General features: G+C 69.0%; 23 protein-coding genes. 5 read left to right on the top strand and 18 right to left on the bottom strand.

What is annotated here, in order from left to right; translation table 11 throughout:
• Positions 1 to 348: 348 nt before the first annotated feature.
• Positions 349 to 1632: a tyrosine--tRNA ligase gene (tyrS, locus tag MELE44368_RS20675; RefSeq protein WP_128110213.1), complete on the bottom strand. Its 1284-nt coding sequence runs from the start codon at positions 1630 to 1632 to the stop codon at positions 349 to 351.
• An 18-nt stretch (positions 1633 to 1650) separates the two neighbouring features.
• On the bottom strand, positions 1651 to 2262 hold the full coding sequence (locus tag MELE44368_RS20670; RefSeq protein ID WP_128110212.1) for a DNA-3-methyladenine glycosylase: 612 nt from the start codon (positions 2260 to 2262) through the stop codon (positions 1651 to 1653).
• A gap of 60 nt (positions 2263 to 2322) precedes the next feature.
• On the opposite strand from MELE44368_RS20670, the gene MELE44368_RS20665 reads away from it, so the two are divergent.
• From MELE44368_RS20665 to MELE44368_RS20655, 3 genes are read left to right on the top strand one after another with little or no spacing between them, the layout of a single operon-like run.
• On the top strand, positions 2323 to 3093 hold the full coding sequence (locus tag MELE44368_RS20665; RefSeq protein ID WP_128110211.1) for an ABC transporter ATP-binding protein: 771 nt from the start codon (positions 2323 to 2325) through the stop codon (positions 3091 to 3093).
• Positions 3021 to 3845: an ABC transporter permease gene (locus MELE44368_RS20660; protein ID WP_128110210.1), complete on the top strand. Its 825-nt coding sequence runs from the start codon at positions 3021 to 3023 to the stop codon at positions 3843 to 3845. Before MELE44368_RS20665 ends, MELE44368_RS20660 begins: the two co-directional genes overlap by 73 nt.
• Position 3846: 1 nt before the next feature.
• A complete protein-coding gene (locus tag MELE44368_RS20655; protein ID WP_128110209.1) occupies positions 3847 to 4461 on the top strand; it encodes a TetR/AcrR family transcriptional regulator in 615 nt (204 codons plus the stop codon).
• Here the strand turns inward: MELE44368_RS20655 and MELE44368_RS20650 are convergent.
• The 14 genes from MELE44368_RS20650 to MELE44368_RS20585 all read right to left on the bottom strand — a co-directional run bounded on the left by MELE44368_RS20650 (position 4444) and on the right by MELE44368_RS20585 (position 17156).
• Positions 4444 to 4662, bottom strand: coding sequence for a Trm112 family protein (locus tag MELE44368_RS20650; RefSeq protein ID WP_128110208.1), 219 nt, complete (start codon positions 4660 to 4662; stop codon positions 4444 to 4446). The genes MELE44368_RS20655 and MELE44368_RS20650 overlap by 18 nt on opposite strands.
• A gap of 4 nt (positions 4663 to 4666) precedes the next feature.
• Positions 4667 to 5203 (bottom strand): hypothetical protein, encoded by a 537-nt coding sequence (locus MELE44368_RS20645; RefSeq protein ID WP_128110207.1) that lies wholly within the window; start codon positions 5201 to 5203, stop codon positions 4667 to 4669.
• 95 nt (positions 5204 to 5298) lie between these two features.
• Positions 5299 to 8271 (bottom strand): acyl-CoA synthetase, encoded by a 2973-nt coding sequence (locus MELE44368_RS20640; protein ID WP_206613823.1) that lies wholly within the window; start codon positions 8269 to 8271, stop codon positions 5299 to 5301.
• A 127-nt stretch (positions 8272 to 8398) separates the two neighbouring features.
• The gene (locus MELE44368_RS20635) at positions 8399 to 9574 is read right to left on the bottom strand and encodes an alpha-D-ribose 1-methylphosphonate 5-triphosphate diphosphatase (RefSeq protein ID WP_128110205.1); all 1176 of its coding nucleotides are present in this window, start codon (positions 9572 to 9574) and stop codon (positions 8399 to 8401) included.
• Positions 9559 to 10230, bottom strand: coding sequence for an ABC transporter ATP-binding protein (locus tag MELE44368_RS20630; protein ID WP_128110204.1), 672 nt, complete (start codon positions 10228 to 10230; stop codon positions 9559 to 9561). Before MELE44368_RS20630 ends, MELE44368_RS20635 begins: the two co-directional genes overlap by 16 nt.
• On the bottom strand, positions 10227 to 11069 hold the full coding sequence (locus MELE44368_RS20625; RefSeq protein WP_164890179.1) for an ATP-binding cassette domain-containing protein: 843 nt from the start codon (positions 11067 to 11069) through the stop codon (positions 10227 to 10229). Before MELE44368_RS20625 ends, MELE44368_RS20630 begins: the two co-directional genes overlap by 4 nt.
• Positions 11066 to 11926: an alpha-D-ribose 1-methylphosphonate 5-phosphate C-P-lyase PhnJ gene (locus MELE44368_RS20620; RefSeq protein WP_128110203.1), complete on the bottom strand. Its 861-nt coding sequence runs from the start codon at positions 11924 to 11926 to the stop codon at positions 11066 to 11068. The genes MELE44368_RS20625 and MELE44368_RS20620 overlap by 4 nt, the downstream gene beginning before the upstream one ends.
• Positions 11926 to 12927, bottom strand: coding sequence for a carbon-phosphorus lyase complex subunit PhnI (locus MELE44368_RS20615; RefSeq protein WP_241566706.1), 1002 nt, complete (start codon positions 12925 to 12927; stop codon positions 11926 to 11928). The genes MELE44368_RS20620 and MELE44368_RS20615 overlap by 1 nt, the downstream gene beginning before the upstream one ends.
• Before the next feature lie 11 nt (positions 12928 to 12938).
• Positions 12939 to 13499, bottom strand: a complete 561-nt coding sequence (gene phnH / locus MELE44368_RS20610; protein ID WP_128110201.1) for a phosphonate C-P lyase system protein PhnH — start codon at positions 13497 to 13499, stop codon at positions 12939 to 12941.
• On the bottom strand, positions 13496 to 13909 hold the full coding sequence (locus tag MELE44368_RS20605) for a phosphonate C-P lyase system protein PhnG (RefSeq protein WP_128110200.1): 414 nt from the start codon (positions 13907 to 13909) through the stop codon (positions 13496 to 13498). The genes phnH and MELE44368_RS20605 overlap by 4 nt, the downstream gene beginning before the upstream one ends.
• On the bottom strand, positions 13906 to 14640 hold the full coding sequence (locus tag MELE44368_RS20600; protein ID WP_128110199.1) for a GntR family transcriptional regulator: 735 nt from the start codon (positions 14638 to 14640) through the stop codon (positions 13906 to 13908). Before MELE44368_RS20600 ends, MELE44368_RS20605 begins: the two co-directional genes overlap by 4 nt.
• A complete protein-coding gene (gene phnE / locus MELE44368_RS20595) occupies positions 14637 to 15470 on the bottom strand; it encodes a phosphonate ABC transporter, permease protein PhnE (protein WP_046753191.1) in 834 nt (277 codons plus the stop codon). Before phnE ends, MELE44368_RS20600 begins: the two co-directional genes overlap by 4 nt.
• Entirely contained in the window at positions 15467 to 16264 is a 798-nt protein-coding gene (gene phnC / locus MELE44368_RS20590) for a phosphonate ABC transporter ATP-binding protein (protein ID WP_241566705.1), read from the bottom strand. Before phnC ends, phnE begins: the two co-directional genes overlap by 4 nt.
• A 1-nt stretch (position 16265) precedes the next feature.
• Entirely contained in the window at positions 16266 to 17156 is an 891-nt protein-coding gene (locus tag MELE44368_RS20585; RefSeq protein ID WP_128110198.1) for a phosphate/phosphite/phosphonate ABC transporter substrate-binding protein, read from the bottom strand.
• Between the two features lie 126 nt (positions 17157 to 17282).
• Between MELE44368_RS20585 and MELE44368_RS20580 the strand changes: the two genes are divergently transcribed.
• Both MELE44368_RS20580 and MELE44368_RS26760 read left to right on the top strand, forming a co-directional pair.
• Positions 17283 to 19034 (top strand): ABC-F family ATP-binding cassette domain-containing protein, encoded by a 1752-nt coding sequence (locus MELE44368_RS20580; protein WP_128110197.1) that lies wholly within the window; start codon positions 17283 to 17285, stop codon positions 19032 to 19034.
• Positions 19035 to 19056: 22 nt separating this feature from the next.
• Positions 19057 to 19539, top strand: coding sequence for an RAD23 family protein (locus MELE44368_RS26760; protein ID WP_164890178.1), 483 nt, complete (start codon positions 19057 to 19059; stop codon positions 19537 to 19539).
• On the opposite strand, the gene MELE44368_RS20570 is transcribed toward MELE44368_RS26760, so the two are convergent.
• Both MELE44368_RS20570 and argH read right to left on the bottom strand, forming a co-directional pair.
• The gene (locus MELE44368_RS20570; protein WP_128110196.1) at positions 19536 to 20411 is read right to left on the bottom strand and encodes an alpha/beta hydrolase; all 876 of its coding nucleotides are present in this window, start codon (positions 20409 to 20411) and stop codon (positions 19536 to 19538) included. The two genes, MELE44368_RS26760 and MELE44368_RS20570, sit on opposite strands and share 4 nt — an antisense overlap.
• Positions 20408 to 21820 carry an argininosuccinate lyase gene (gene argH, locus MELE44368_RS20565; protein ID WP_128110195.1) on the bottom strand — a complete coding sequence of 471 codons (1413 nt, stop codon included), beginning with the start codon at positions 21818 to 21820 and terminating at the stop codon, positions 20408 to 20410. Before argH ends, MELE44368_RS20570 begins: the two co-directional genes overlap by 4 nt.
• Between the last annotated feature and the right edge of the window lie 11 nt (positions 21821 to 21831).

The raw sequence follows: 21831 nt of genomic DNA, 5'->3' as shown, positions 1-21831 counted from the left end.
ACAAACAAAAACCACCAAACACACTATTGAGTTCTCAAACAACACACCCGCGCGACCGCGCAGTGAGCCCGCAGCCAAAAGCCGCGTACTCGTAGTGCGGACGCTCAGGAACCCACCGAAGTGGGATTTCCCTCTGGGATCCGCCGCGCTCTTCGGGCTAGGCCCGTGTCGCAGCGACGAATCAACAAGTTACGTGAGGGATTACGCGGAGTCAAATGGGCTGATAGGGCGCGTCTTTCGCGCGTCACCTACCGTGCGCACCCGGGGGTGCGTCGACTCACGCAACACGCTTCAACACCGCCGTCGCGCAAGTTATTCCGCCCGTGGGCGGCCGGCGTCGCCGATGCCTCAGCCAACGCGTTCGACGCCGGCGATGTTCCGCTTGCCCCGGCGCAACACCAGCCATCGTCCGTGGAGGAAGTCCGACGGCTGCGGAGCCCAGTCGTCGCTGTCGATCCGGGCATTGTTGACGTAGGCGCCCCCCTCGGCGACGGTGCGCCGGGCGGCGCCCTTGCTCGGGGCCAGGCCGGTGGCCACCAGCAGGTCGGTGATCGTATCCGGGCCGCCCGGCTTCAGCTCGGCGACCGAGGCCTCCCGCAATGCCGCCGCCAGCGTCGGCTCGTCGAGTTCAGCCAGGTCAGCCCGGCCGAACAGGGCCTGGCTGGCGTGCTCGACCGAGCGGGTCGCCGCCTCCCCGTGCACCAACGTGGTGAGTTCGCGCGCCAGCCGGCGCTGCGCCGCGCGTTCGTGCGGGCGCTCGGCGGTCGCCTGCTCCATCTCGGCCAGTTCCTCAGGCGCCAGGAACGTGAACCAGCGCAGATAGCGGACCACGTCGACGTCTGCGGTGTTGATGAAGTACTGGTACCAGGCATACGGGCTCGTCATCGCCGGGTCCAGCCAAAGGCTCCCGCCGCCGGTGGACTTGCCGAACTTCTTGCCCTCGGAGTCGGTCACCAGCGGTGTCGTCAGCGCGTGCACCGTCGCACCGAGCTTCTGCCGGACCAGCCGAACCCCAGCGATGATGTTGCCCCACTGGTCGGAGCCGCCGATCTGCAGCGTGCATCCGTACCGCTGATGCAGTTCCACGTAATCGTTGGCCTGCAGCAGCATGTAGCTGAACTCGGTGTAGGAGATGCCCTCGCCCTCCAGCCGGCGCCGCACGGTGTCGCGGTCGAGCATGACGTTGACCGAGAAGTGCTTGCCGATGTCGCGCAGGAACTCGATGGCCGACAACCGCTCCGTCCAGGTCAGGTTGTTCTCCACCACCGCGCCCGTCGCGGAGTCGTCGAACTCGACGAACCGTTCCAGCTGGCCACGAATGCGTTCGGTCCATTCGGCCACCGTGTCGGCGGTGTTCAGCGCGCGTTCGCCCGTGTCGCGCGGGTCCCCGATCATCCCGGTGGCTCCGCCGGCCAACACGATCGGCCGGTGGCCCGCCAGCTGGAACCGCCGCAGCGTCAGGAGCGGGATGAGATGGCCCGCGTGCAGGCTCGGCGCGGTGGGATCGAACCCCGAATAGACGGTGACGGGGCCATGGGCCAGTTCGGCGGCCAGCGCGTCACGGTCGGTGGATTGGGCGATCAGCCCCCGCCACTCGAGCTCGTCGAGGATGGACGTACCCGCAGAAGTCACGGCTTCGATCTTCTCGCACTAATCGCTTTGGTCGGGAGCCGGTGCCCGCGGGCTGCGCCGGTACAGCGACACCTCGGGCCGCCCCGCCAGCCACAGGCGCCACGGGCGGTCTGCGGCCTTGCTCACTCCGACGCGCGGCCCTTCGGCCGCCGGCCGCTCTTCAGCGAGCTGCACCTGGATCTCGCTGTTCGGGTCGAACAGGTCAAGTCCGTTGTCGTCCATGGTGATTCCCAGCGCAGAGCAGAGGTTGCCCGGCCCCCGCGCCAACGCCGCAGGACGCACGGAATCGCCGCGGCGGCGCTGCGCCACCTCGAGACCGGACTCGAGCGCGGCGGCCCTCAGTAGCACCGCGCCCGCGACCCCGTCGGTCGCGCAGGCCACGTTGGCGCAGACGTGGATACCGTGACTGCGGTACGTGTAGAGCCGCCCGGCGGGGCCGAACATCACCCAGTTGCGTGGACCCGGTCCGCGAAACGAGTGCGCGGCCGGGTCGGGCCACGGGCCGTCGGCGGGCCCGCCGTAGGCCTCCACCTCCACGATTAATGCGCTGGTCCCCCGCCCCACCAGCGTGGCGCCGAGAAGCCGGCGGGCCGCGGCCAGGGGGTCAACAGCCAGCAGCTCGGCGCTCACGCCAAGCAATTCTGCCTTCACCTCTTGACAGCGGGGCCCCCGGGGAGAATATTTCAACGCATGATGACTTCATCGCATGATGAATTCTTGGCGTATGGGAGCGACCCGGTGATCGACATCAGCGGGCTGCGCGTCGTCCGCGGCAAGCGCGTCGCGCTCGACGACATCAGCGTGCGGGTCGCGCGCGGCACGATCACCGGCTTGCTCGGCCCGTCGGGCTGCGGCAAGACCACCCTGATGCGCTGCATCGTCGGCACCCAGGTCATCGCGGCGGGAACCGTGACGGTCCTCGGCCGTCCGGCAGGCTCGGCGGGACTGCGCCACCGCATCGGCTACGTCACGCAGGACGCGACGGTCTACGACGACCTCCGGGTGATCGACAACGCCCGCTACTTCGCCTCGCTGTACGGCGCCGATGCCGAGAGAGCCGACGAGGCCGTCGCGGCGGTCGGCCTGCAGGACCATCGAACAGCGTTGTGCGGCAACCTGTCCGGCGGTCAACGGACCCGCGCGTCGCTGGCCTGTGCCCTGGTCTCGAACCCCGACCTGCTTGTGCTCGACGAACCCACTGTCGGGCTCGATCCGGTGCTGCGCGTGGAGCTGTGGCAGCAGTTTCGCCGCCTCGCCGAGCGCGGTACCACCCTGCTGATCTCGAGCCACGTGATGGACGAAGCCGATCATTGCGGTGATCTGCTGCTCATGCGGGAGGGCCGCCTGCTCGCGCACACCACCCCGGCGAAGCTACGAGAGGAGACCGGATGTCAGTCGTTGGAGGAAGCGTTTCTGTCCGTCATCAAGCGCAGCACCGCAGCCGCCGGCGTGGCCGGCTGAACCCGCAGGCCTACGTCGCCACCACCACGCGGATCCTGCGCCAGCTCGCGGCCGACCATCGCAGCATCGCGATGATCATGGTGGTGCCGATCGTCGTCATCACGCTGATGTACTTCATGTTCGACAACGTTCCGACCGCGCCCGGCGCGACCTCGGGGTTCAACAACGCGTGCCTGATCCTGCTCGGGCTCTTTCCGTTGTTCGTGATGTTCGTGATCACCTCGATCACCATGCAGCGCGAACGGGTCTCCGGAACGCTGGAACGCATTCTCACCACGCCGCTGCGCCGGCTGGACCTGCTCGGCGCCTACGGCACCGCGTTTTCGATCGCCGCGGCGGTTCAAGCGACGCTGGCCTGCGTCGTCGCCTTCTGGCTGCTCGGCTTCGAGACCGCGGCCAGCCCGGCATGGGTCTTCGTGATCGCGATCGTCAACGCGGTCCTCGGCGTGGGGCTCGGGTTGCTGTGTAGCGCGTTCGCCCGCACCGAGTTTCAAGCAGTCCAGTTCATCCCGTTGGTGATGGTGCCTCAGCTCCTGCTGGCCGGGATCATCGTGCCTCGGGGGACAATGCCGGAGTGGTTGCAATGGATCAGCGATGTCATGCCCGCGAGCTATGCGCTGGAGGCCTTGCGAGAGGTCGGCGCGTACCCGGAGTTGACCGCCGTCGCGCTGCGCGACATCACAGTCGTGATCGGCTGCGCGATCGTCGCGCTGTGCCTGGCGGCGGCGACCCTGCGACGACGGACGCCCTGAGTTGACCACCGACGCCGAGCGCAAACGTCCCGGGCGGCCGCGAGGGACGTCAGACACCCGGGAACGGATCCTGAAGTGCGCTCGAGATCTGTTCGCACGCAACGGCGTTGACAAGACCTCGATCCGGGCGGTCGCGGCGGCTGCCGGTGTGGACCCCGCGCTGGTGCATCACTACTACGGCACGAAACAGCAGTTGTTCGCCGCGGCGATCGAAGCCCCGGTCAACCCGATGGACGTCATCCGCCCGCTGAAGGAGACGCCCGTCGAAGAACTCGGTCACAAGCTGCCGTCAGTGCTCGTGCCCCTGTGGGATTCCGAAGCCGGTCAAGGCTTCATCGCCACGTTGCGCTCGCTGCTGGCGGGATCGGACGTCGCCCTCATCCGATCGTTTCTGCAAGAGGTGATCACCACGGAACTCGGTCCTCGCGTGGACAATCCACCGGGATCGGGCCGGATCCGCGTTCAGTTCGTCGCCTCGCAACTCGTCGGCATCGTGGTCGCGCGTTACATACTCGAACTCGAGCCGATCCGGTCGCTGTCCCCCGAGCAGATCGCCGACACCATCGCGCCCAACCTGCAGCGCTACTTCACCGGCGAGCTACCCGGCCTTTCCTGAGGCCCGGTCCAGCATGCGTTGGTGCTCGGCGTCATCGTCGACAGCGATGGCCTCGTCGATCAGCAGCACCGGAATGCCGTCGTCGATCCGATATGCGCGCCGAAGCCGCGGGTTGTAGAGGAACTCGTCGCCCACCAGCAGAAGCGGCTCACGGTCCTGAGGGCAGACCAGGATGTCCAGCAGTTTTTCGTCGAGTGCCACGACGCTAGCCCACCGGCACGGACATGCCGGGAATCACGGGCACCTGACCGGCCACGGGGCCCTGCTGCTGCGCCGTCATCGCGGCCTGGGCCTGCAGCTTGCGCTGGTAGGCGATCGTGTTCTTCAGCGCTTCCACCAGCGGCGTCTGGTTGGGTCGGCGTTCGAGCGCGTCGGCGAGCGCCGCGGCGTTGGCGTTGGAGGGCCGGAAGCCCTGCCTGCGCAGTTTCACCGCGTCGTCGATCAGCTTGGAAACCTGACCGCCGCCGTCACCCTGCGCGTACTCGTTGTAGATCTGCAACAGCACTTGATCGGCATTGACCTTCGCCGGCTCAGGCTGGCCTTTCGAGCAATCGTCGCCGGTGCAGGAACGCGGCGCATCCGCCACCGGCGTGGGGGCCTCGGTTTCGACCGTCGGTTCGGCGGGCTGGGCCGACACCGTCGCGGCTCCCGCCACCATGCCCGCGACCATCGCGCCGCCGGCCACCCCGGCGACGACAAGGCGCCGCCAGACGTCGCGGTTGGTACCGGTCTGCGATGCCATCAATCCTCCAGTGCGGTGGCGCGACTGCCCGACCCGGCGGCGGCAGCCGCCAAGCGGGAGCCTAACAGCGTGCCTGCCTTCTGGCATTTCCGTCGTTACCGCCCGCCGGCGATCTCCGCCCGCACCGCGACCGTCAACCGCTTGTACCGATTGGTATCGGGATCCAGATACCAGGCGTTACGCGCCGGTTTGGGGATGCCCTTCGCCCGTAGCGGGCTCACCAGCGGCCGGTACGACGCGGACAGTGCCATGTTGCTGACCACGTGCACGATGTCGGGCGGATTTCCGACCGGCAGATCCGACAGCGCCTCGGAAAGATCCGCCGAGGGAACGCTGCCCCCGGGACGAAGCTCCAGCGCCGTGACGGCCAACTGTCCGCCGTCGACCGGCACGCCGTACGTCACCGCGAGGTCCACCGCTTCGAGGCGGCTGACCGCGTCGTTGACCGTCGAGGCGTACACGATGCCGCGTGCGGTGAAGATCAGCGTGCCGCGGTTGTCGACCTGCCAGTAATCGCCGTCGTCGTCGCGGCGGAACAGGAACTCCGTCGACACCCAGGTGTCGGCCGGGGCGAACACGCCCCGCTTGATCGACGCCGTCGGGTCGATGGGACCGCGGGGTCGAGCCAGCAGCACACCGACCTCATTGGTCTCTGCCTTGCGCACGAAGCCGCGCTCGTCCTCGAGGATCAGGTCGTCCTCGGGGTCATAGGCAGCCAACTCGATCTGGCCGCCGCCCGGCAGTGGCCGGCCCTTGCTGCCGATCTTGGCGCCGGACACGTTGGCCAACACCGCCTGCCCGTCGGTGGTGGCGAAGAACTCGACCACCTTCGCCGGGGCGAACACTTCGACGACCCGTTTCCACAGACCGGCGGGCATACCCGAGCCGATGAACAGCCGCACGGGGTGGCTGCCCGTCAGCGAGAAGGCCGGGTCGTCGATGACGTCGCGCAGCATCGCCCACGTGTAGGTCACCACGGTGACGCCGTACTGGCGGATCTCTTGCACGAACCGGTCCGGTCGCAGTCCGCGCGACAGCGCGATGCGCGAGCCGCCGACGACGGCCCCGCCCAGCGCGACCAGCAGCCCCGACTGGTGGTGCAGCGGGGTCAGGCAGTACACGGTGTCGCCGCGGCCGAGGTTGGCGGCCGAGGCAGTGCCGAACGCCGACAGCGCCCACCGGTAGTTGGTGATCTGGCGGGCGACGAGTTCCCCGTTGATCGAACTGAAGCCGATGAATGCGAGGTCGCGGGCCAACCCGGGGTTGGGTCGATACCAGCCGGGCAGGTCGACCTCGTCGGGGTCGATCTTCTCCATATCGACAACGTTCGCGCCGTCAGATTCAGGCAGGTCCAGGTTGCGTGCCTCGCCACCGCCCAGCACCAGCACCCGCATGTCGAGCTGGCGGGCAGCGTCCAGATTGCTCGGGTCGGCGATGATCTCCGTCACCGCGCCCAGCCGGGCGGCGGTGGGCAGATCCGCGTCGGGTGGCATCAGCACCGCGACCGCGCCCAGCCGCGACAGCGCGGCGATCGCGACCAGGGCGCTGGGTCGGGTCTCCATCAGCACGCCGACTCGGGCGCCCTGCCGCACCCCCACCTCGATCAGACCGCGCACCACGTTGTTGATGCGGCGGTCCACCGCCTCGTAGGTGTGCACCCGGCCGTCGAACAGCAGGGCCTCGCCGTTGGGCGCGTCGCGGGCCTGCTCGGACATGATGCGGCCGAACGAGATCCGGGTGTGGTCGTTGATCTGGCCGAGCCGCGCCAGCCGGGGCAGGGTGCGGGCGGTCTCGACGGCCAGCGTGCGCGCCGACTTGTTGGCGGCGACGAGCGCGTCGGCGGCGGACCGCGCCAGGCTGAAGACCATATCGGTGGCGGCCGCGGTGCCGTGCGCCACCCGCGAGCTGAGCGAGACCCCGCTCTCGGTGGGTTCCTCGGGCTGCAACGCCATCGGCACCACACCGTCGGGCAGCTCGCCGACACCCTCGATCCACCTGACCCACTGTGCGACGGTGGGCCACGTCTGGCTGGCCGCCTTGGACCCGACGACCAGCCCGAAATGACCTGCGCGGATGAGGAATTCGTAGACGTCGGCCTTGGGAGCTGCGCGTTTGATGCCGCGCACCGAGGCGGGTTGGCCGATGTCGTCGACCTCACCGACGACGGCGAGTATCGGGCAATCGATGTCGGACAGGGTCACCAGGTCGCCGTGGATGGAGAAGCCACCGCTCATCATCCGGTTGTGCGCGATGAACTGCTTGAGCAGTTCGGCGATCGCCGGTCCGGACCAGGCGATCCAACCTTCGGAGGCGAGGAAGCGGCGCTGCTGTTCGCGGGGCAGCAGCGCTTCGCGGTCGTGCAGTTGGCGCAGGAAGTCCAGTCGCGCCTGCGCGGTCTTGAGGGGGTCGAGCATCTGGAAGCCGGTGCGCGCCAACCAACCCGGGATGTCGATGCGGCTGAACACGTGGTCGGCCATGAAGTCGGCGGCCGCGGGCGCCAGACTCGGCGGCAAGTTCATCGGCAGGGCCGCCAGGGTGTCCACCGGTGAGCCGAACGCGATGATGCTCGCGAGGTCCTTCGAACGGCGGTAGGCCGCGGTCTGGTAGGCGAACATCCCGCCTTGGGAGTAACCGGCCAGATGGACGTCGCGACCGGTCACTTCCTTGACGGTGTCGATGGCCTCGCCCAACGCGACGACGTGGTCGGCCAGGTTGCGGTCCATGCCGCCCTCGACCTTGTCCGGTGAGCCGAAGTCGATCACCCACGGATCCAGCCCCGCCCGGTGCAGGATGCCCACGGCGCCGTCGTCGCGGGTGACGTCCCACATGTCCGCCGACATCATCATCGGGTGCACCATCAGCACCGGTGGCCCCGGCGGCTTTGCTCCCGGCCGCGCGTCCGGCGGGAAGTAGCGCCGCAGCCGGTACATCGGAACGCTCTGGATGATCTGGAACGGCGACGGCACCGAACCCGTCTCCAAACCGCCGTAGCGCAGCACTTCCAGGCCGTTTTGCGCGGTGGCCACCAGCCGCTCCACCGGCTTGGTTATCGCGGACAAGTCCACCAGTCCCACTCCCCTTCAGCTGCTCACCTGCGCCCGCTTCCCCGGGTCATCATGGCATAGCTGCGATGGGCCCCCACTGTGATTGACCGGCGGGGATCACACGAGGTGAGCCGCGCCTTCCCAGGTGCCGCTAACCGGCAGTGGCCATGATGGCGAATCCGGGCGATTCTCGACCGAAGACCAGCCGGCCGTCGCGCCAGAGCGCGATTCCGACGTGGGCGCCTCCGGCGTCCGGTGGTATCCGCCGCAGCGATGCCGTGAGCGGGCTGCCCACCTCGATCCGCCGCGGCCCCAGCCCCAGGACCGCGGCGGGACTCGACGAGATGAGGTCGACGCCCGCCGACAGCGGTGCCGAACCGTGGCGTGCCAGCGCGTGGGGCGCGGACTGGAGTGACGACGGCAGGTAGTCCGAGCACAGCACGTCGCACACGCCGGCCGAGACCGCGTCGGCGGCCAGGACGTTGCCCGACGATGTCGACCGGCCGCGCAGCGCGTTCGGCGCGCCCAGCACGACATGCATGCCGAGTTCGTGTGCGCGGCGCGCGGCGTCCATTGTCAGGGGAAACTCGGCCACCCGCGCGCCGAAGTCGAAGGCCTCGTCGATGTGCTCGGGTGTCCGGTCGTCGTGGCTGGCGAGTGCGATGCCGCGCTGAACGGCAAGCGCGGCAACCTGTTTACGCCGGTCGTCGACGGCGGCCAACCGGGTGGCGTCGACCCTGAACACCTCTTCGACCTCGGCCTCGGTGACACCCCAATCCTGGGCGTAGAACCGCCGCGTCTCCGCGAGCGAGGAGAACCGGCTGCGCTCGACGGTGGTCTCGATCATGGAGATCAGCGCCACCCGCGACGATGCGGCCAACACGGCCTGAAGTGCGTCGAGCGCCCCGTCGTCGGTCAGTTCGACTCGGGCGTGAATGCGCCAGTCACAACACAGATACGGCGCGAGCACTTCGACCGCAGCGGCCAGCACGGCGGCGTCGGCGATGTCGATGCCCTTGCGCGGACAATGTTCGCAGCGGGCCGCCACACACACCGTCGCGATGCCCGCAGCGGCGCATTCGGCATCGAGCGCCGTGATCACCGCCTCGTGGTCCAGCGTCACCGTCGCCCTCGGGCGGCGACGCGGTACCAGGTTGTCCAGGTGCAGGTCCACGCCGGCGGGAACGAGGAAGAGATCGTCGGACGGTGCGCCGTCACCGATGTCCACGATGATGCCGAGCCCGTCGAGTACGACGGCGGCGTCCCGGATTACCGGCATGCCTCCGCCGGGAACCACCGTCACACCGTCGATTACCGTTTGCGCCATTCGATTCCGCCTCTCCGTAGCTCTCCCACCGCGGTTGCGATCGATGCGAGCGGGCTGTCCAATCCGCCGGTGGCGATGACTGCGGCCCCTCCGTCGGCCAGTCGGCGCAGCCATCGCGTCAGGTGTTGCGGGTCAGCGCACGCCTCCGGTTCGTCGAGGACCACGAACGGGCGCTCGGCGAGCAGTGCCGCGGCGAGCGCGACGGTCAGCCGATCCGGTGCGCGAAGACGTCCGATGGGCACCGAGGCCAGGTGGGCGACGTGGAATCGCCGCAGCGCCGCGATGGCTGACGACCGGCTGCACCGCGCGGCCCTGGCCGCTGCGGCCCCCACGGACAATCGCGGTGCGGCGGCCAGGTGTCCGTCGAACGACGCGATGTGGTGGGTGCGCAGCCACGCCACCGTGCGGGCGTCTGAGGCGGTGAGGGTGACTTCGCCGCGCCCGCCCAGCCGGTATGTGACGTCGCCGGCGTCGGGCCGGTATACACCGCTGAGACACCGCGCCAGCGTGGACTTGCCGGAACCGGGTTCTCCCAGGACCAACGACAGGCCGCCGCTGCGCGCCGTCAACTGCACGCCGTCGAGCACGGTCTCGCGAGGGGCGAACCGCTTGCACAGTCCGGTGACGACGATCTCGGCCGCGGTGGTCCCCGTCATGTCAACCTCGATGAGACCAGCAGTTGCGTGTACGGATGCTGTGGATCCTCGAGCACCTGCTCGGAGATGCCCTCTTCGACGATGCGCCCGTGGTGCAACACGATGATGCGTGAAGCCAGCACGCGCACCGCGGCGAGATCGTGAGATACGACGATCGACGCGGATTCGAGGCTCTGGGTGACGCGCTGCACGACGTCGAGCAGATCGGCCTGCACCGACGGGTCAAGGCCGGTTGTCGGTTCGTCGAGCAACAGCACCGTGGGCGGATCGACCAGGGCGCGCGCCAGTTGGACGCGCTGTTGCATACCACCGGAGAACGTCATCAACGCGTCGGTGTGGCGTTCCGGACGCAAGCCGAGCTCACCGAGCAGTTCGGTTGTGCGGTCGTGGATCTCGGCGAAGGCGCGCGCGCCCCTACCGAGCAGCCGCTCCGCGACATTGGACTCGGCGGCCAGCCGAGGATAAAGGCCGGCGGCCAAGGCGTTCTGGTGCACCATCATCACCGCGGAGCGCTGGAGTGGGTGTCCGCCAACGCGAATCGATCCAGACTCGGGCCGCAGGTCCAGATGGAGGCAGCGCAGCAGGGTGGTTTTACCGGACCCGGACTCGCCCACCACGCCGAGCACCTCATGCGGGCCCACCTCGAACGACGCGTCGTAGACGGCGACCACCGTGCCGCATACCGAACAGCGGTTCGTCCCTGCGCTCTCGCCAGTCAGTTGGATGCATCGGTCACAGCCCGCGCCGAACCGGTGTGTCAGGCCGCGCACCGAGATCACCGGCTCGGGAGGCACCAGCGCGTCGCGGTCGGCCCAGTCGTCGATGGCGTTGGACGTCACGGCGCGGCCGCCTCGTGCCGGACGCGGCAGGCGTCGACGTCGCTGCAGCACCACCAACCGTCGGAGGCAACCCGATACGACGTCGTGCTTCCGCACCGTCGGCACGGGCCGTCGGCCCGCTCCGGAGCCAGTGGCCGGTCGTCGAACGCCAGCGGTTGCACCCTGCTGAAGGGCGGCAACGCCGTCAGCCGGGCACGCCGGCCGGCCCCGAGCAGGATCGGATGCGGCCGGTTGTCGAGCCGCAGCACGTCGTACCGCGGGATCGGGCTTGGGCTCATCAACCGCGAACCGTCGACCAGCACAGGGTGGTCGGCGCCGGTGCGTGGGCCGCCCAGACAGGCCTCGGCGTCGTAGAGGTCCAGCCAGGCCGGTGTGTAGTCGCGGTCTGCGTGGTGGCGCAGCGCGGCGACGTCGTCGGGCACCACGCGGCGTAGCGGCTCGGGGTGCGGTACCTGCAGGACGAGCAACTGGTCGGCTCGAAGGTCCAATTCCGGTATGCGGTGGCGACTTTGGATGATCGTCGCCTCGGTGGTGCTCGTCGTCGCGTCGCACCGTGCCGAGGAGGTGATCAGGTTGCGCATCCCGACGGCGTTGGAGGACAGGTCGTCGCCCTGGTCGATGACCTTGACCGTGTCGGTGGGTCCGACCAGTGACAGGGTGACCTGCAGGCCGCCGCTGCCCCAGCCCCTGGCCACCGGCATCTCTCGGGACGCGAACGGCACTTGCCAGCCGGGGATGGCCAGCGCCTTGAGGATCGCCCGCCGCACATTGCGCTTGGTGTCCTCGTCGAGATAGGCGTAGGCCTGCGGGCGGCCGTGTTCGGCCGCGAGGGCCGCGACGGTCGCTTTCCTGTTCATCACTGCGCCTCTCCGCCCACTTGGGCCAGATATGCCGCGAAGCTCGCGTAGTGCGGCAGTCGCAGGTGCTCGACGAAACCGTTGGTGGCGGGCCCGTCGGTGGCGGCGATCACGGTCTGGTCGTCGAGCGTCACCGGTTCGCGCAGGTCCCCGTCGGCCTGCATGGCGGCGTCGAGCAGCGCCAGCGAGATCGCCCGGCGTTCAACGGTTCCCAGCGTCGCACCCCATCCGGTCACCAGCGCGGGCCGTCCGTCGGCGTCGGCGTCGAGGACCACCTCAACCTCGGTGATCGGTATCTCGGCCACCGCGCACGGTGCGCCGCTGCGAGGATGGGGCACCCGGATCACGGCCGACCCGACGGTGAGTTCCACCATGACCGCTTCCTGTCGTCGGCCCAGGATCAACGCCGCGAGCGCGACCAGTGCCCCGGTCTCGCCGCGGGCGAGCAGAGCCAGGCGGTTGGCTCGGGTGAACGGTGGCGTCATCACCGCGCGGGCGGGGTCGTCACCGTCCCCATCGGCGGCGCCGGCCAGCACGACGGCGTCGTCGATCAGATCCCGTACCCGCGGCGTGCCGGCGCGGGTGGGCGCGTCGGCGGCCTGCGCCACCGTCGGCGTCCTCGCCGACGTGTCGACGGTAGGCCGCTCGTCGGTCCAATCCAGTTGCCGGGAACGTAGTTCCGGGGCCATGCCGAGCCACTGCCCACCCGGGATCCGGGGGTAGGCCGACGACAGCCTCCGCACGATCGCGACGTCGTCGGGGCGAACGGGCAGCGCCTGGACGTGTGGCTGCGTCGCCGCCCAGACGCGCAGCATCGACACGGCGTGCGAGGCGTCGCCGCGGGACTGATCCAGCGCGCGGCGCGCGGCGGCGAGCTCCCACAGACCGGCCTCGGCGCACACCTGTTCCTCGAGTGCGCTGGTGTCGGTGCGACTTCCCGGTTGGGCCGCCCTGCGGCCGGCGATGGTCCGTGCCGCCTCCAGAGCATCGTTTTCGTGCATGCTCGCGTACATCACACGACTCCCAGGGCGACGCTACGGGGCAGCCCGATGACGCAATTGCCCGTTACGATCAGGAGATCGACACCACACGGTGGGGCCGAATTGGCCGCGGCGAAGGCGCGTACCGCGACCTCGTCGAGCGGAACCCACACCTCGGCCTGTCCGTGCACACCCGGGCCTGCGATCGAGACCGGATGAGGTTCGGCGGCCGCGGCGAGCACCAGCGTCGCCCCACGCTCCGGGGACAGGCGGTCGCCGCGACGCGCGCATGCGATGGCGTCGGCCGCGGCGCCGTGCACCAGCACCCACTCGGCGTCGGCGACGTCCCCTGGCCGCGCGCCGGTTTCGGCCATGACGACGGCGGCGACCTGGTGGGCGGCCTCCCCGCCGGATACGCCCAGAGTCAGCCCGCGGTCGAGCAAAGCCAGCAGAACGCCCGCGGCGCCGTCGAGTTCGGGGCGCGCCCCGATACGCGGCAGACAGGCAAGCTCGATCGGTGTGCCCGGTGTGCACATCGCCCACATGCACGCCAGGAACGCCGTGCGCCCGTCGTGCACCCGATCCCACCTCACGGCTCCTCCATGGTGGTCATCGCCACGAGATCGGCCCGCTCGCTTCGACGCCGTGCGGCCTCGGTCTGCGCCGACCGGCACAACTCGTGCACACGCGGGGAAAGAGGCCCGCCCCGTTCGCATTCGGCGTCACAGATCGCCGCCGCGAGGGCGCCGGTCAGGTCGTGGCCCGCCCGGATCCCGTCACCGCGGACGCCGTCGACGTGCGCGGTGCACCGGGTCAGCGCGATGTGGCCGAGAACCACGGTGGCGCCGGATCCGCTCACGCCGACCCGCACCGGGGCGCTCACCGATTCGGGTCCTGCCGTCACCGACACGTCGACCCCGGTGGCGAGGATTTCGTCGGCCAGCGCCTCCAGTGCCTGCCCGTCGCCGGCTGCCAACGCTTCGTACCGGTCTTGTGCCCTCATGTCAGATCCACGGTGAACTGGACGCGATCGGCCCGAAAGCGGTGCTGTACCAAGGCCACCGGGTGCTGGTCCTGGTCGACGTTGAGGCCGCGCATCTCCAGCACGGGAGCACCGATCCGGACCTGCAGGTGTTCGGCCTCGGATGGTTGGGCAAGTCGGCATGAGAAGGTGCGGTATGCGCGTTGCATGCGCACCCCGTGGCGTTCGAGCAGAAAGTCGAACAGCGATGACCGCCCCTTCCAGTCGTCGGTGAGTCCCGGGAACCGCTCCGCGCCGATAGACGTCACTGACAGCGACCAGGGTTGGTCGTCGACGAGGCGCACCGTGGTGCAGACGAACAGTTCCTCATTGGTGCGCAGTTCGTCTTGCAATGGGCTGCACGTGACGATGTCCTTGGAGATCAGCCGGACGGTCACCTGATGGCCAAGTTCGCGCATGCTGTGGGTGAAGCTCGCATCGCGGCGCGCGGAGATGTCGTAACGCACCACCGGCGGTGCGACGAAAGAGCCTTTCCCGTGCACGGTTTCGATCAACCCACGTTGGCTGAGTTCGTTGAGTGCCCGCCGGACGGTGAGGCGGTTGACGTCGAACTGCTCGGACAGCTCCGCTTCGCTCGGCAGCCGGTCCCCTGGCCGCGCCCCTCCGATCAGCCGTGCCTCCAGCAGGTCGCTCAACTGTCGGTAGATCGGACGCTCGGCATGTCTGTTGATCGCCTCGAGAACATCGGTCATGCGGTCTGCCCTCCTCCCAGGACGCGTCGCCGGATCGCGGCGGAAACCCTTTCGAAGACAACGACGACGACGAGAATCGCCAGGATGATGGTGGCCGCTTCGTCGTAACGCAGCAGCGTCATCGAGGTGGCCAGCTCGATGCCGATGCCGCCCGCGCCGACCAGCCCGAGCACCACCGACGACCGCGCCGAGGACTCCAGCGCGAACATCGAGGTCGTGACGAATGACGGCATGCACGCCGGAATCACGCCGCCGACAAGGACACCGGTGCGTGGCGCGCCCAACGCCCGCAGGCCTTCGATTCTGGCCGGGTCGATGTCTTCGATGCTCTCGGCGAAGAACCGTCCGCAGAACCCCATCACGTCGACCGTGATCGCCAGCACACCGGCTTCCGGACCCAGCCCCACCGCGATCACGAAGATCAGCCCCCACACCAGATCCGGGATGGTCCTGCTGATGGTGATCACCGCCCGGCTCACCGCGTACAGCGACCAGTGGGGTGTGGTGTTGCGCGCGGCCAGCACCGCAAGGGGCAGGCTGAGCACCGCGCCGATGAGGGTGCCCAGCAAGGCCATTTCCACCGTGACCAGCAGTGCCTTCAGGATCGGGCCGAGTCGGCTGGCGTCAGGCGGGACGGCGTCCTCGAGGAACTCACCGAGGCGGAAGACGCCGGAGGCCAACGAATCGGGGCGGACCGTCGCACCTTGGGTCCAGCCGTGCACCAGCAACCCGCCGACGACCAGCACGATGACCAGCGTCATCAGGCTCGGCCGCCGGATTCGCGGCGGCAGCTCGGATTCTGGCCGTGCCCGCAGGGCCGCCCTACTCACGAACTCTCCTCGGCGTAGATCGAACTGAGTTGTGCCGCGTCGCAATCGCGCGCTGCCCGGTCGAACTGCACCGCGCCGTTACGCAACGCCACCACCCGATCGGCGTAGCGCAGTGCCAGATCGATTTGATGCAATGCGACGACAACGGTGACTCCGCGTTCGGCCGCGATCCCGCTCATCAGGTCCATCACCGAGTTCGCCGACGCCGGATCGAGGCTGGCCACCGGTTCGTCGGCCAGAATGACGCGGGGCTGCTGCATGAGCATCCGCGCGATGGCCACCCGCTGCTGCTGGCCACCACTGAGCGTCTCGACGCGACGCCCCGCGTAGGAAGCCAGGTCCACCCGGCCCAGGGCCTCCATCGCCTGAGCCCGGACATGGCGCGGTGCGATGAGCGGCCACGCGCAGCGCGAGCCGTGCCGGCCCATCGCGCCGTGAACGACGTTGTGGAACACGGTGAGCCGCGGGATCAGATGGAAACGCTGAAACACGAACCCGACGTCTTGTCGAACCTGGCGCAGGGTCCGCCGTGACGCCCCGGTGACCTCGGTACCGCCGATCGTGACCGCGCCCTCCACGGGTTCGATGAGCCTGACGAGGCAGCGCAGCAGGGTCGACTTGCCCGCCCCGTTGGTGCCGATCAGAGCGACGATCTGCCCATCGGGAATCGTAAGGCCCACGCGGGACAACGACACCGCGCCGTTACGCCGATATCGCACCGACAGATTCGACACGTCGATGGCCGTCGCGGTGGCTGCGGGCGGCGCCGTGAGGTGGGGAGCCGGAGCGGCCACGTCAGTCGCCCAGGAACTGGGAGAAGTCGTTCACGCCGACCGCCTGATACATCGAACGCACCTCGTCGTAGTCCTTGTCGGTGACGTTGACGAGCTTGGCGTTCTCGTACTTCGCGTTGTCCTTGCCTTCGAGCATCGCGGGCAACAACGTGTCGAAGTGGTCGTTGAACGTCTCTCGGATCGTGGTGACGGTCTGCTCGTCGAGCCCCTGGCGTGCCATCAGCAGGTCCGGCGGGAGGACAGGTCCCTCGGCGATCACCCGGTACTGGGTGGGATCGTCCTCGACCATGAACTCCTCGTAGTCGTGGTAGCCGATTCCGACCGCGTCGACGTCGCCGCGCTTGAGGGATTGGTGCACGGTGTCTCCGACCGTGAGCACCTCGACGTCGGTTCCCGGCGTGAGACCGGCGTCCACCAACATCTGGGACGGGCCGAGATGCCCGCTGGTGGAGCCCACGTCGCTCATCGCGACCTTCTTGCCGCGCAACTGATCCAGGCTGGTGATGCCGCTGTCGGCCTTGGTGTAGATGGTCGAGCGGTAGCCGTCGCGCTCGATGGCCACGATCGGCTCGGCGCCGGTTTTCTCGTGGATGACGACGTACTCGGCGGGGCCCGTGAACACCACGTCGACCCGGTCGGCCTGCAGCGCGGCGGCCGCCGCCGTGCGGTCGTTGACCGCGAAGAAGTCCACCGTGAGGCCCGACTGTTTCTCGAATTCCGTTTTGAAGGCGCCGAACTCGCGCTGCAGTTCCTCGAGGCCCTGCAGGTCGGTCACCGCGAGGCGGACCGTGCCGGGGTGGCTGGTGTCGGACGAATCACTGCTACAACCCACCGTCACCGCTGCTGCGGTGAGCACTGTCAGTGCACTCGCGATCAACCCGCGTGCAGACATCGATTCCTCATCTCGTCGCTGTTGGTGTTGGCATCTAGTTGTCTAGATGAGAAGGGCGAACTACGGGTTAATGGCGATCGACGGCCGACGCAATGTCGTATGGCGAGCCGCATATCATCGCGGCTGATGCCGAATCTGATCAACGTCGAGCGTGCCACCGTCAGCTACGGCACCCGTACTTTGCTCGCTCAGGTCAGCCTGGGTATCGACGAAGGCGACGCCATCGGCGTCGTCGGCCGCAACGGTGACGGCAAAACCACCCTGTTGCAGGTGCTGACGTTGGCGCGGCCGCCCGACTCGGGCCGCGTCACGCACACGTCGGGCCTCTCGGTGGGTTATCTGCGCCAGGGCGACGATTTCGTGGGGACCACGGTTCGGGACGTCATCGTCGGGGGCCGGCCAGACCATGTCTGGGCGGCCGAACCGCACACCCGCGACGTCGTCACCCACCTGTTGTCGGGCGTCGCGCTGGAAAGCGAGGTCGCGCGGCTGTCCGGCGGTGAGCGGCGCCGGGTCGCGCTGGCCGAGGTGTTGATCGCCGGGCACGACGTGCTGGTGCTCGACGAGCCGACCAACCACCTCGACGTCGAGGTGATCGAATGGCTGGCCGGGCATCTCAACGCGCGGAGTGCCAAGGCGCTGGTGGTGGTCAGCCATGACCGGTGGTTTCTCGACGCGGTGTGCACCCGAACGTGGGAGGTGCACGACGGGACCGTCGACGCCTACGACGGCGGCTACGCGGCTTACGTGCTGGCCCGCGCCGAGCGGATGCGCCTTGCCGCCGGTGCGGAGGCGCGTCGGCAGAACCTGATGCGCAAGGAGCTGGCGTGGCTGCGTCGCGGCCCGCCGGCGCGCACGTCGAAGCCGAAGTTCCGCATCCAGGCGGCCAACGAATTGATCGCCAACGAACCGCCGCCGCGTGATTCGCTTGTGCTGCAACGCTTTGCCACTACCCGGCTGGGGAAGGACGTCTTCGATCTGCACCGGGTGCGGCTGGAGGTGGGTCCGCACGTGATCCTGGACGGGATCGACTGGTCCATCGGGCCTGGCGCGCGCATCGGGCTGGTCGGCGTCAACGGCACCGGCAAGACGTCGGTGCTGCGACTGCTGGCCGGGCAGCTGCAGCCGGCGTCGGGCACCGTCAAACGCGGCGCGACGCTGAAGATCGGTTATCTCAGCCAGGCCCTCGTCGACATGGACGGCGCCCAACGGGTGATCGACGCGGTCGAAAACCGCCGCCGCGTCACGGAATTGGCCGGTGGACGTGAGATCAGCGCCGAGACGTTGTTGCGCGACTTCGGGTTCAGCGGCGACAAGCTCACCGCGCGGATCGGCGAGCTGTCCGGTGGGGAGAAGCGCCGGCTGCAGTTTTTGCGATTGCTGCTCGACGAGCCGAACGTGTTGCTGCTCGACGAGCCAACCAACGACCTCGACATCGACACGTTGACCGTGATCGAGGACTACCTCGACGGCTGGCCGGGCACGTTGATCGTCGTCACCCACGACAGGTACTTCCTCGAGCGCGTCACTGACGTGACCTACGCGTTGACCGGCGGCGGGCGCTGCGACCTGCTGCCCGGCGGCATCGAGCAGTATCTGGCCGACCGGGCCGCCGCGCGGACGGCACCGGCGGACCGTCGCCCGGGGCCGGCCCGCGGCGAGTCCGCGGCTGCGCGCGAACGCCGGGCGGGCAAGGAGATGGCCCGCATCGAGGGTCAACTCGAAAAGCTCGAGGCCCGCATCGAGCGGCTGCATGTGGCCATGGCCGAGGCCGCCGCCGACCATGTGCGCCTCGGTGAACTCAACGCCGAACTGCAGGAACTCGAGGGCCGCAAGGTCTCGTTGGAGGAGGCCTGGCTGACCGCGGCCGACGAGTGATCCCACCGCGTAGGGTGAGCGGATGGACAGCAGATCGATAGGCGTCACGGCGCTCGCGGGAGCTGTGCTGCTCCTGCCCGGGTGCGGATCGTCGGGCGAAACCGAGTCCACGGTGACCGTCACGGAACCGGCCCCGACCGCCACGGCGTCGCCCACCGCCCCCGCCGGGACACCGCCGGCGCCGCAGACGGGCGCTCCGGCACCGGTGCCCCAGACGGGTCCCGCCGCGCCCGCCCGACCGGCGCGCGATCAGTGTGTGCGCGTCGAACCGGCACCGGACGGCCGCTACCAGGTCTTCGACGCGGGTTCGGCCGTCGTCACCTTCGCCGACGGCCGCCTGACGCTGGAGTCGGTGACCCCCGCGGACGGATGGACGCATCGCGTCGACGACCAGGAGCCCGAGGAGGTCGAGATCGCGTTCCGGCGAGGCACTGAGGAACTCGACCTCGAGGTCGAGATCGACGACGGCCGACCCGAGGTCAGCATCTGCAACGACGACGATTAGTTGTCGAACACGCGGTCCAGGAACGCGAGCTGGTCGGCGAGCACCTGCTCGCGGACGTCATCACGGTAGAACGCGAAGTGCGGGCAGGGGTAGGTGCGCAGCACGCCGTGCGGTAACGCATCGGCGAGTTGGGTGACCAGCTCCAGCGGAATCTCCTTGTCGCGTTCCGCGGCGCACACCAACGCCGGGGCGCGCACCTTGGGCGCCGCGTCGGCCGGCCGATAGCGCATCAACCCGAACAACGCCCGCGGTGCCACCTCGTTGCGCCAGGTGGCGCTGGTCATGCCGGCGACGGTCTGCTGTGCATCGGTGCTGGACATCGCCGCCAGTTCCCCCGGCCCGCCGACCGCCTTGATGTAGGCCGGCGACAGCCCCAGCAGGCCGCGCGCCGCATCGACCGTCATGGCCCAGAGCAGCCGCAGGGTCGCCGCGGTCGAGCGGCCCTCCACCTTTCGTGCCGTCCCGTTGAAGGGGATCTGCGCGATCACCGCCGCGATACGCGGATCCCGGGACGCGGCCACCACGGCGTGAGCACCGCCCAGCGAGGTGCCCCAGAGCACGATCCGGTCCGCGTCGACGTCAGGTAAACCGCGGGCATGGTTGATAGCGGCGGCGATGTCGTCGAGCTGGCCGTCGATGTCGACCAATTGTCTTGGCGCGCCGGTACTTTCGCCGAATTTGCGATAGTCGAAGGTCAATACGCGATAACCGGCCGCGGCGAAGCCTTCGGCGTTCGCGGTGAACGCGGGGGTGTCCTGGGTGCCGCCGAAGCCCTGGCACATCACGATGCACGCGCGCGGGTTGGCGTGGTCACCGTAGAGGTAGCCGACGCAGGTCTCCCCGCCGGACTCGAAGGTGATCCGCGCGGTCATCTCCTCAACGATAGTCGCAGCCGCTCGGCGGTCTCGCGCACCACGTCGAGCTGTTTGGCCACCTGGATCGGCGCCGTTCCGCCGCGGGCGTCGCGGGAGCTCACCGAACCCTCGGTGGTGAGCACCTCGCGGACCTGCGGCGTCAGCGCCGGATGGATGGCGGCGAGGTCGTCGTCGTCGAGGTCTTCCAGACCGACTTTGCGCGCTTCCGCCGCGCGCACCGCGGCGCCGGCGGCTTCGTGCGCCAGTCTGAACGGAACACCTTGACGCACAAGCCATTCGGCGACATCAGTGGCCAGTGTGTAACCGAGCGGCGCAAGTTCGGCCATCCGGTCGACGTGGAAGGTCAGGGTGGCGACCAGCCCGGCCATCGCGGGCAACAGCAGCTCCAGCTGGGCCACCGAGTCGATCACCGGTTCCTTGTCTTCCTGCAGATCGCGGTTGTAGGCCAGCGGTTGGGCTTTCAGCGTGGCGAGCAGACCGGTGAGGTTGCCGATCAGCCGGCCCGATTTGCCCCGCGCCAGCTCGGCGATGTCGGGGTTCTTCTTCTGCGGCATGATCGAGCTGCCGGTCGACCAGGCGTCGTGCAGGGTCACGTAACCGAATTCGGTGGTGCTCCAGAGGATGATGTCCTCCGCCAACCGCGACAGGTCGACGGCGATCATGCTGAGCACGAACGCCGCCTCCGCGGCGAAATCCCGGGCGGCGGTCGCGTCGATCGAGTTGTCGGCTGCCGCGTCGAACCCGAGTTCGGCGGCGACGGCGTCGGGGTCCAGGCCCAGCGACGAACCCGCGAGTGCCCCAGATCCATACGGGGACACCGCGGTTCGTTTGTCGAAGTCGCTGAGCCGGTCGACGTCGCGCAGCAGCGGATGCGCGTGGGCGAGCAGGTGGTGGGCCAGCAGGACGGGTTGAGCCGATTGCAGATGCGTCTTACCGGGCATGATCGCGGTCGGATGGGCCGCGGCCTGGGCGGTCAGCGCGTCGACGACGGCGAGCACGCCGTCGGCGACGCGTCGGACGGCGTCGCGCAGCCACATCCGAAACAGCGTGGCCACTTGGTCGTTTCGCGATCTGCCTGCCCGCAGCCGGCCCCCCAGTTCGGGACCGACGCGGTCGATGAGGCCGCGTTCCAGCGCGCCGTGCACGTCCTCGTCGGTTGGCAGCGGCCCGAAGCTGCCGTCGGCGACATCGGCGGCCAACTGGTCCAGCCCGCTCAGCAGCCCGTCGCGCTGCTCGTCGGTCAGCAGGCCGGCGTTGAACAGCACCTGCGCGTGGGCCTTGGAGGCCTGGATGTCATACGGGGCGAGCACCCAGTCGAAATGCGTGGACTTGCTCAGCGCGGCGAGAGCGTCCGAGGGGCCGTCGGCGAACCGGCCGCCCCACAGCGAGCCCTCGTTGGTGCTCACGGGGTCAGCCC

It is taken from the genome of Mycolicibacterium elephantis DSM 44368 (genome assembly GCF_004014805.1).
In the GTDB taxonomy this organism is placed as follows: Bacteria; Actinomycetota; Actinomycetes; order Mycobacteriales; family Mycobacteriaceae; genus Mycobacterium; species Mycobacterium elephantis.
This window is presented reverse-complemented; position numbering and strand designations above follow the sequence as displayed.

Coding starts and splice junctions, on each gene's coding strand:
- MELE44368_RS20665 (WP_128110211.1), top strand. CDS start 2,323: ATGATGACTTCATCGCATGATGAATTCTTGGCGTATGGGAGCGACCCG.
- MELE44368_RS20660 (WP_128110210.1), top strand. CDS start 3,021: ATGTCAGTCGTTGGAGGAAGCGTTTCTGTCCGTCATCAAGCGCAGCAC.
- MELE44368_RS20645 (WP_128110207.1), bottom strand. CDS start 5,203: ATGGCATCGCAGACCGGTACCAACCGCGACGTCTGGCGGCGCCTTGTC.
- MELE44368_RS20635 (WP_128110205.1), bottom strand. CDS start 9,574: ATGGCGCAAACGGTAATCGACGGTGTGACGGTGGTTCCCGGCGGAGGC.
- MELE44368_RS20630 (WP_128110204.1), bottom strand. CDS start 10,230: ATGACGGGGACCACCGCGGCCGAGATCGTCGTCACCGGACTGTGCAAG.
- MELE44368_RS20620 (WP_128110203.1), bottom strand. CDS start 11,926: ATGAACAGGAAAGCGACCGTCGCGGCCCTCGCGGCCGAACACGGCCGC.
- MELE44368_RS20615 (WP_241566706.1), bottom strand. CDS start 12,927: ATGCACGAAAACGATGCTCTGGAGGCGGCACGGACCATCGCCGGCCGC.
- MELE44368_RS20605 (WP_128110200.1), bottom strand. CDS start 13,909: ATGAGGGCACAAGACCGGTACGAAGCGTTGGCAGCCGGCGACGGGCAG.
- MELE44368_RS20600 (WP_128110199.1), bottom strand. CDS start 14,640: ATGACCGATGTTCTCGAGGCGATCAACAGACATGCCGAGCGTCCGATC.
- MELE44368_RS20585 (WP_128110198.1), bottom strand. CDS start 17,156: ATGTCTGCACGCGGGTTGATCGCGAGTGCACTGACAGTGCTCACCGCA.
- MELE44368_RS20580 (WP_128110197.1), top strand. CDS start 17,283: ATGCCGAATCTGATCAACGTCGAGCGTGCCACCGTCAGCTACGGCACC.
- MELE44368_RS26760 (WP_164890178.1), top strand. CDS start 19,057: ATGGACAGCAGATCGATAGGCGTCACGGCGCTCGCGGGAGCTGTGCTG.
- MELE44368_RS20570 (WP_128110196.1), bottom strand. CDS start 20,411: ATGACCGCGCGGATCACCTTCGAGTCCGGCGGGGAGACCTGCGTCGGC.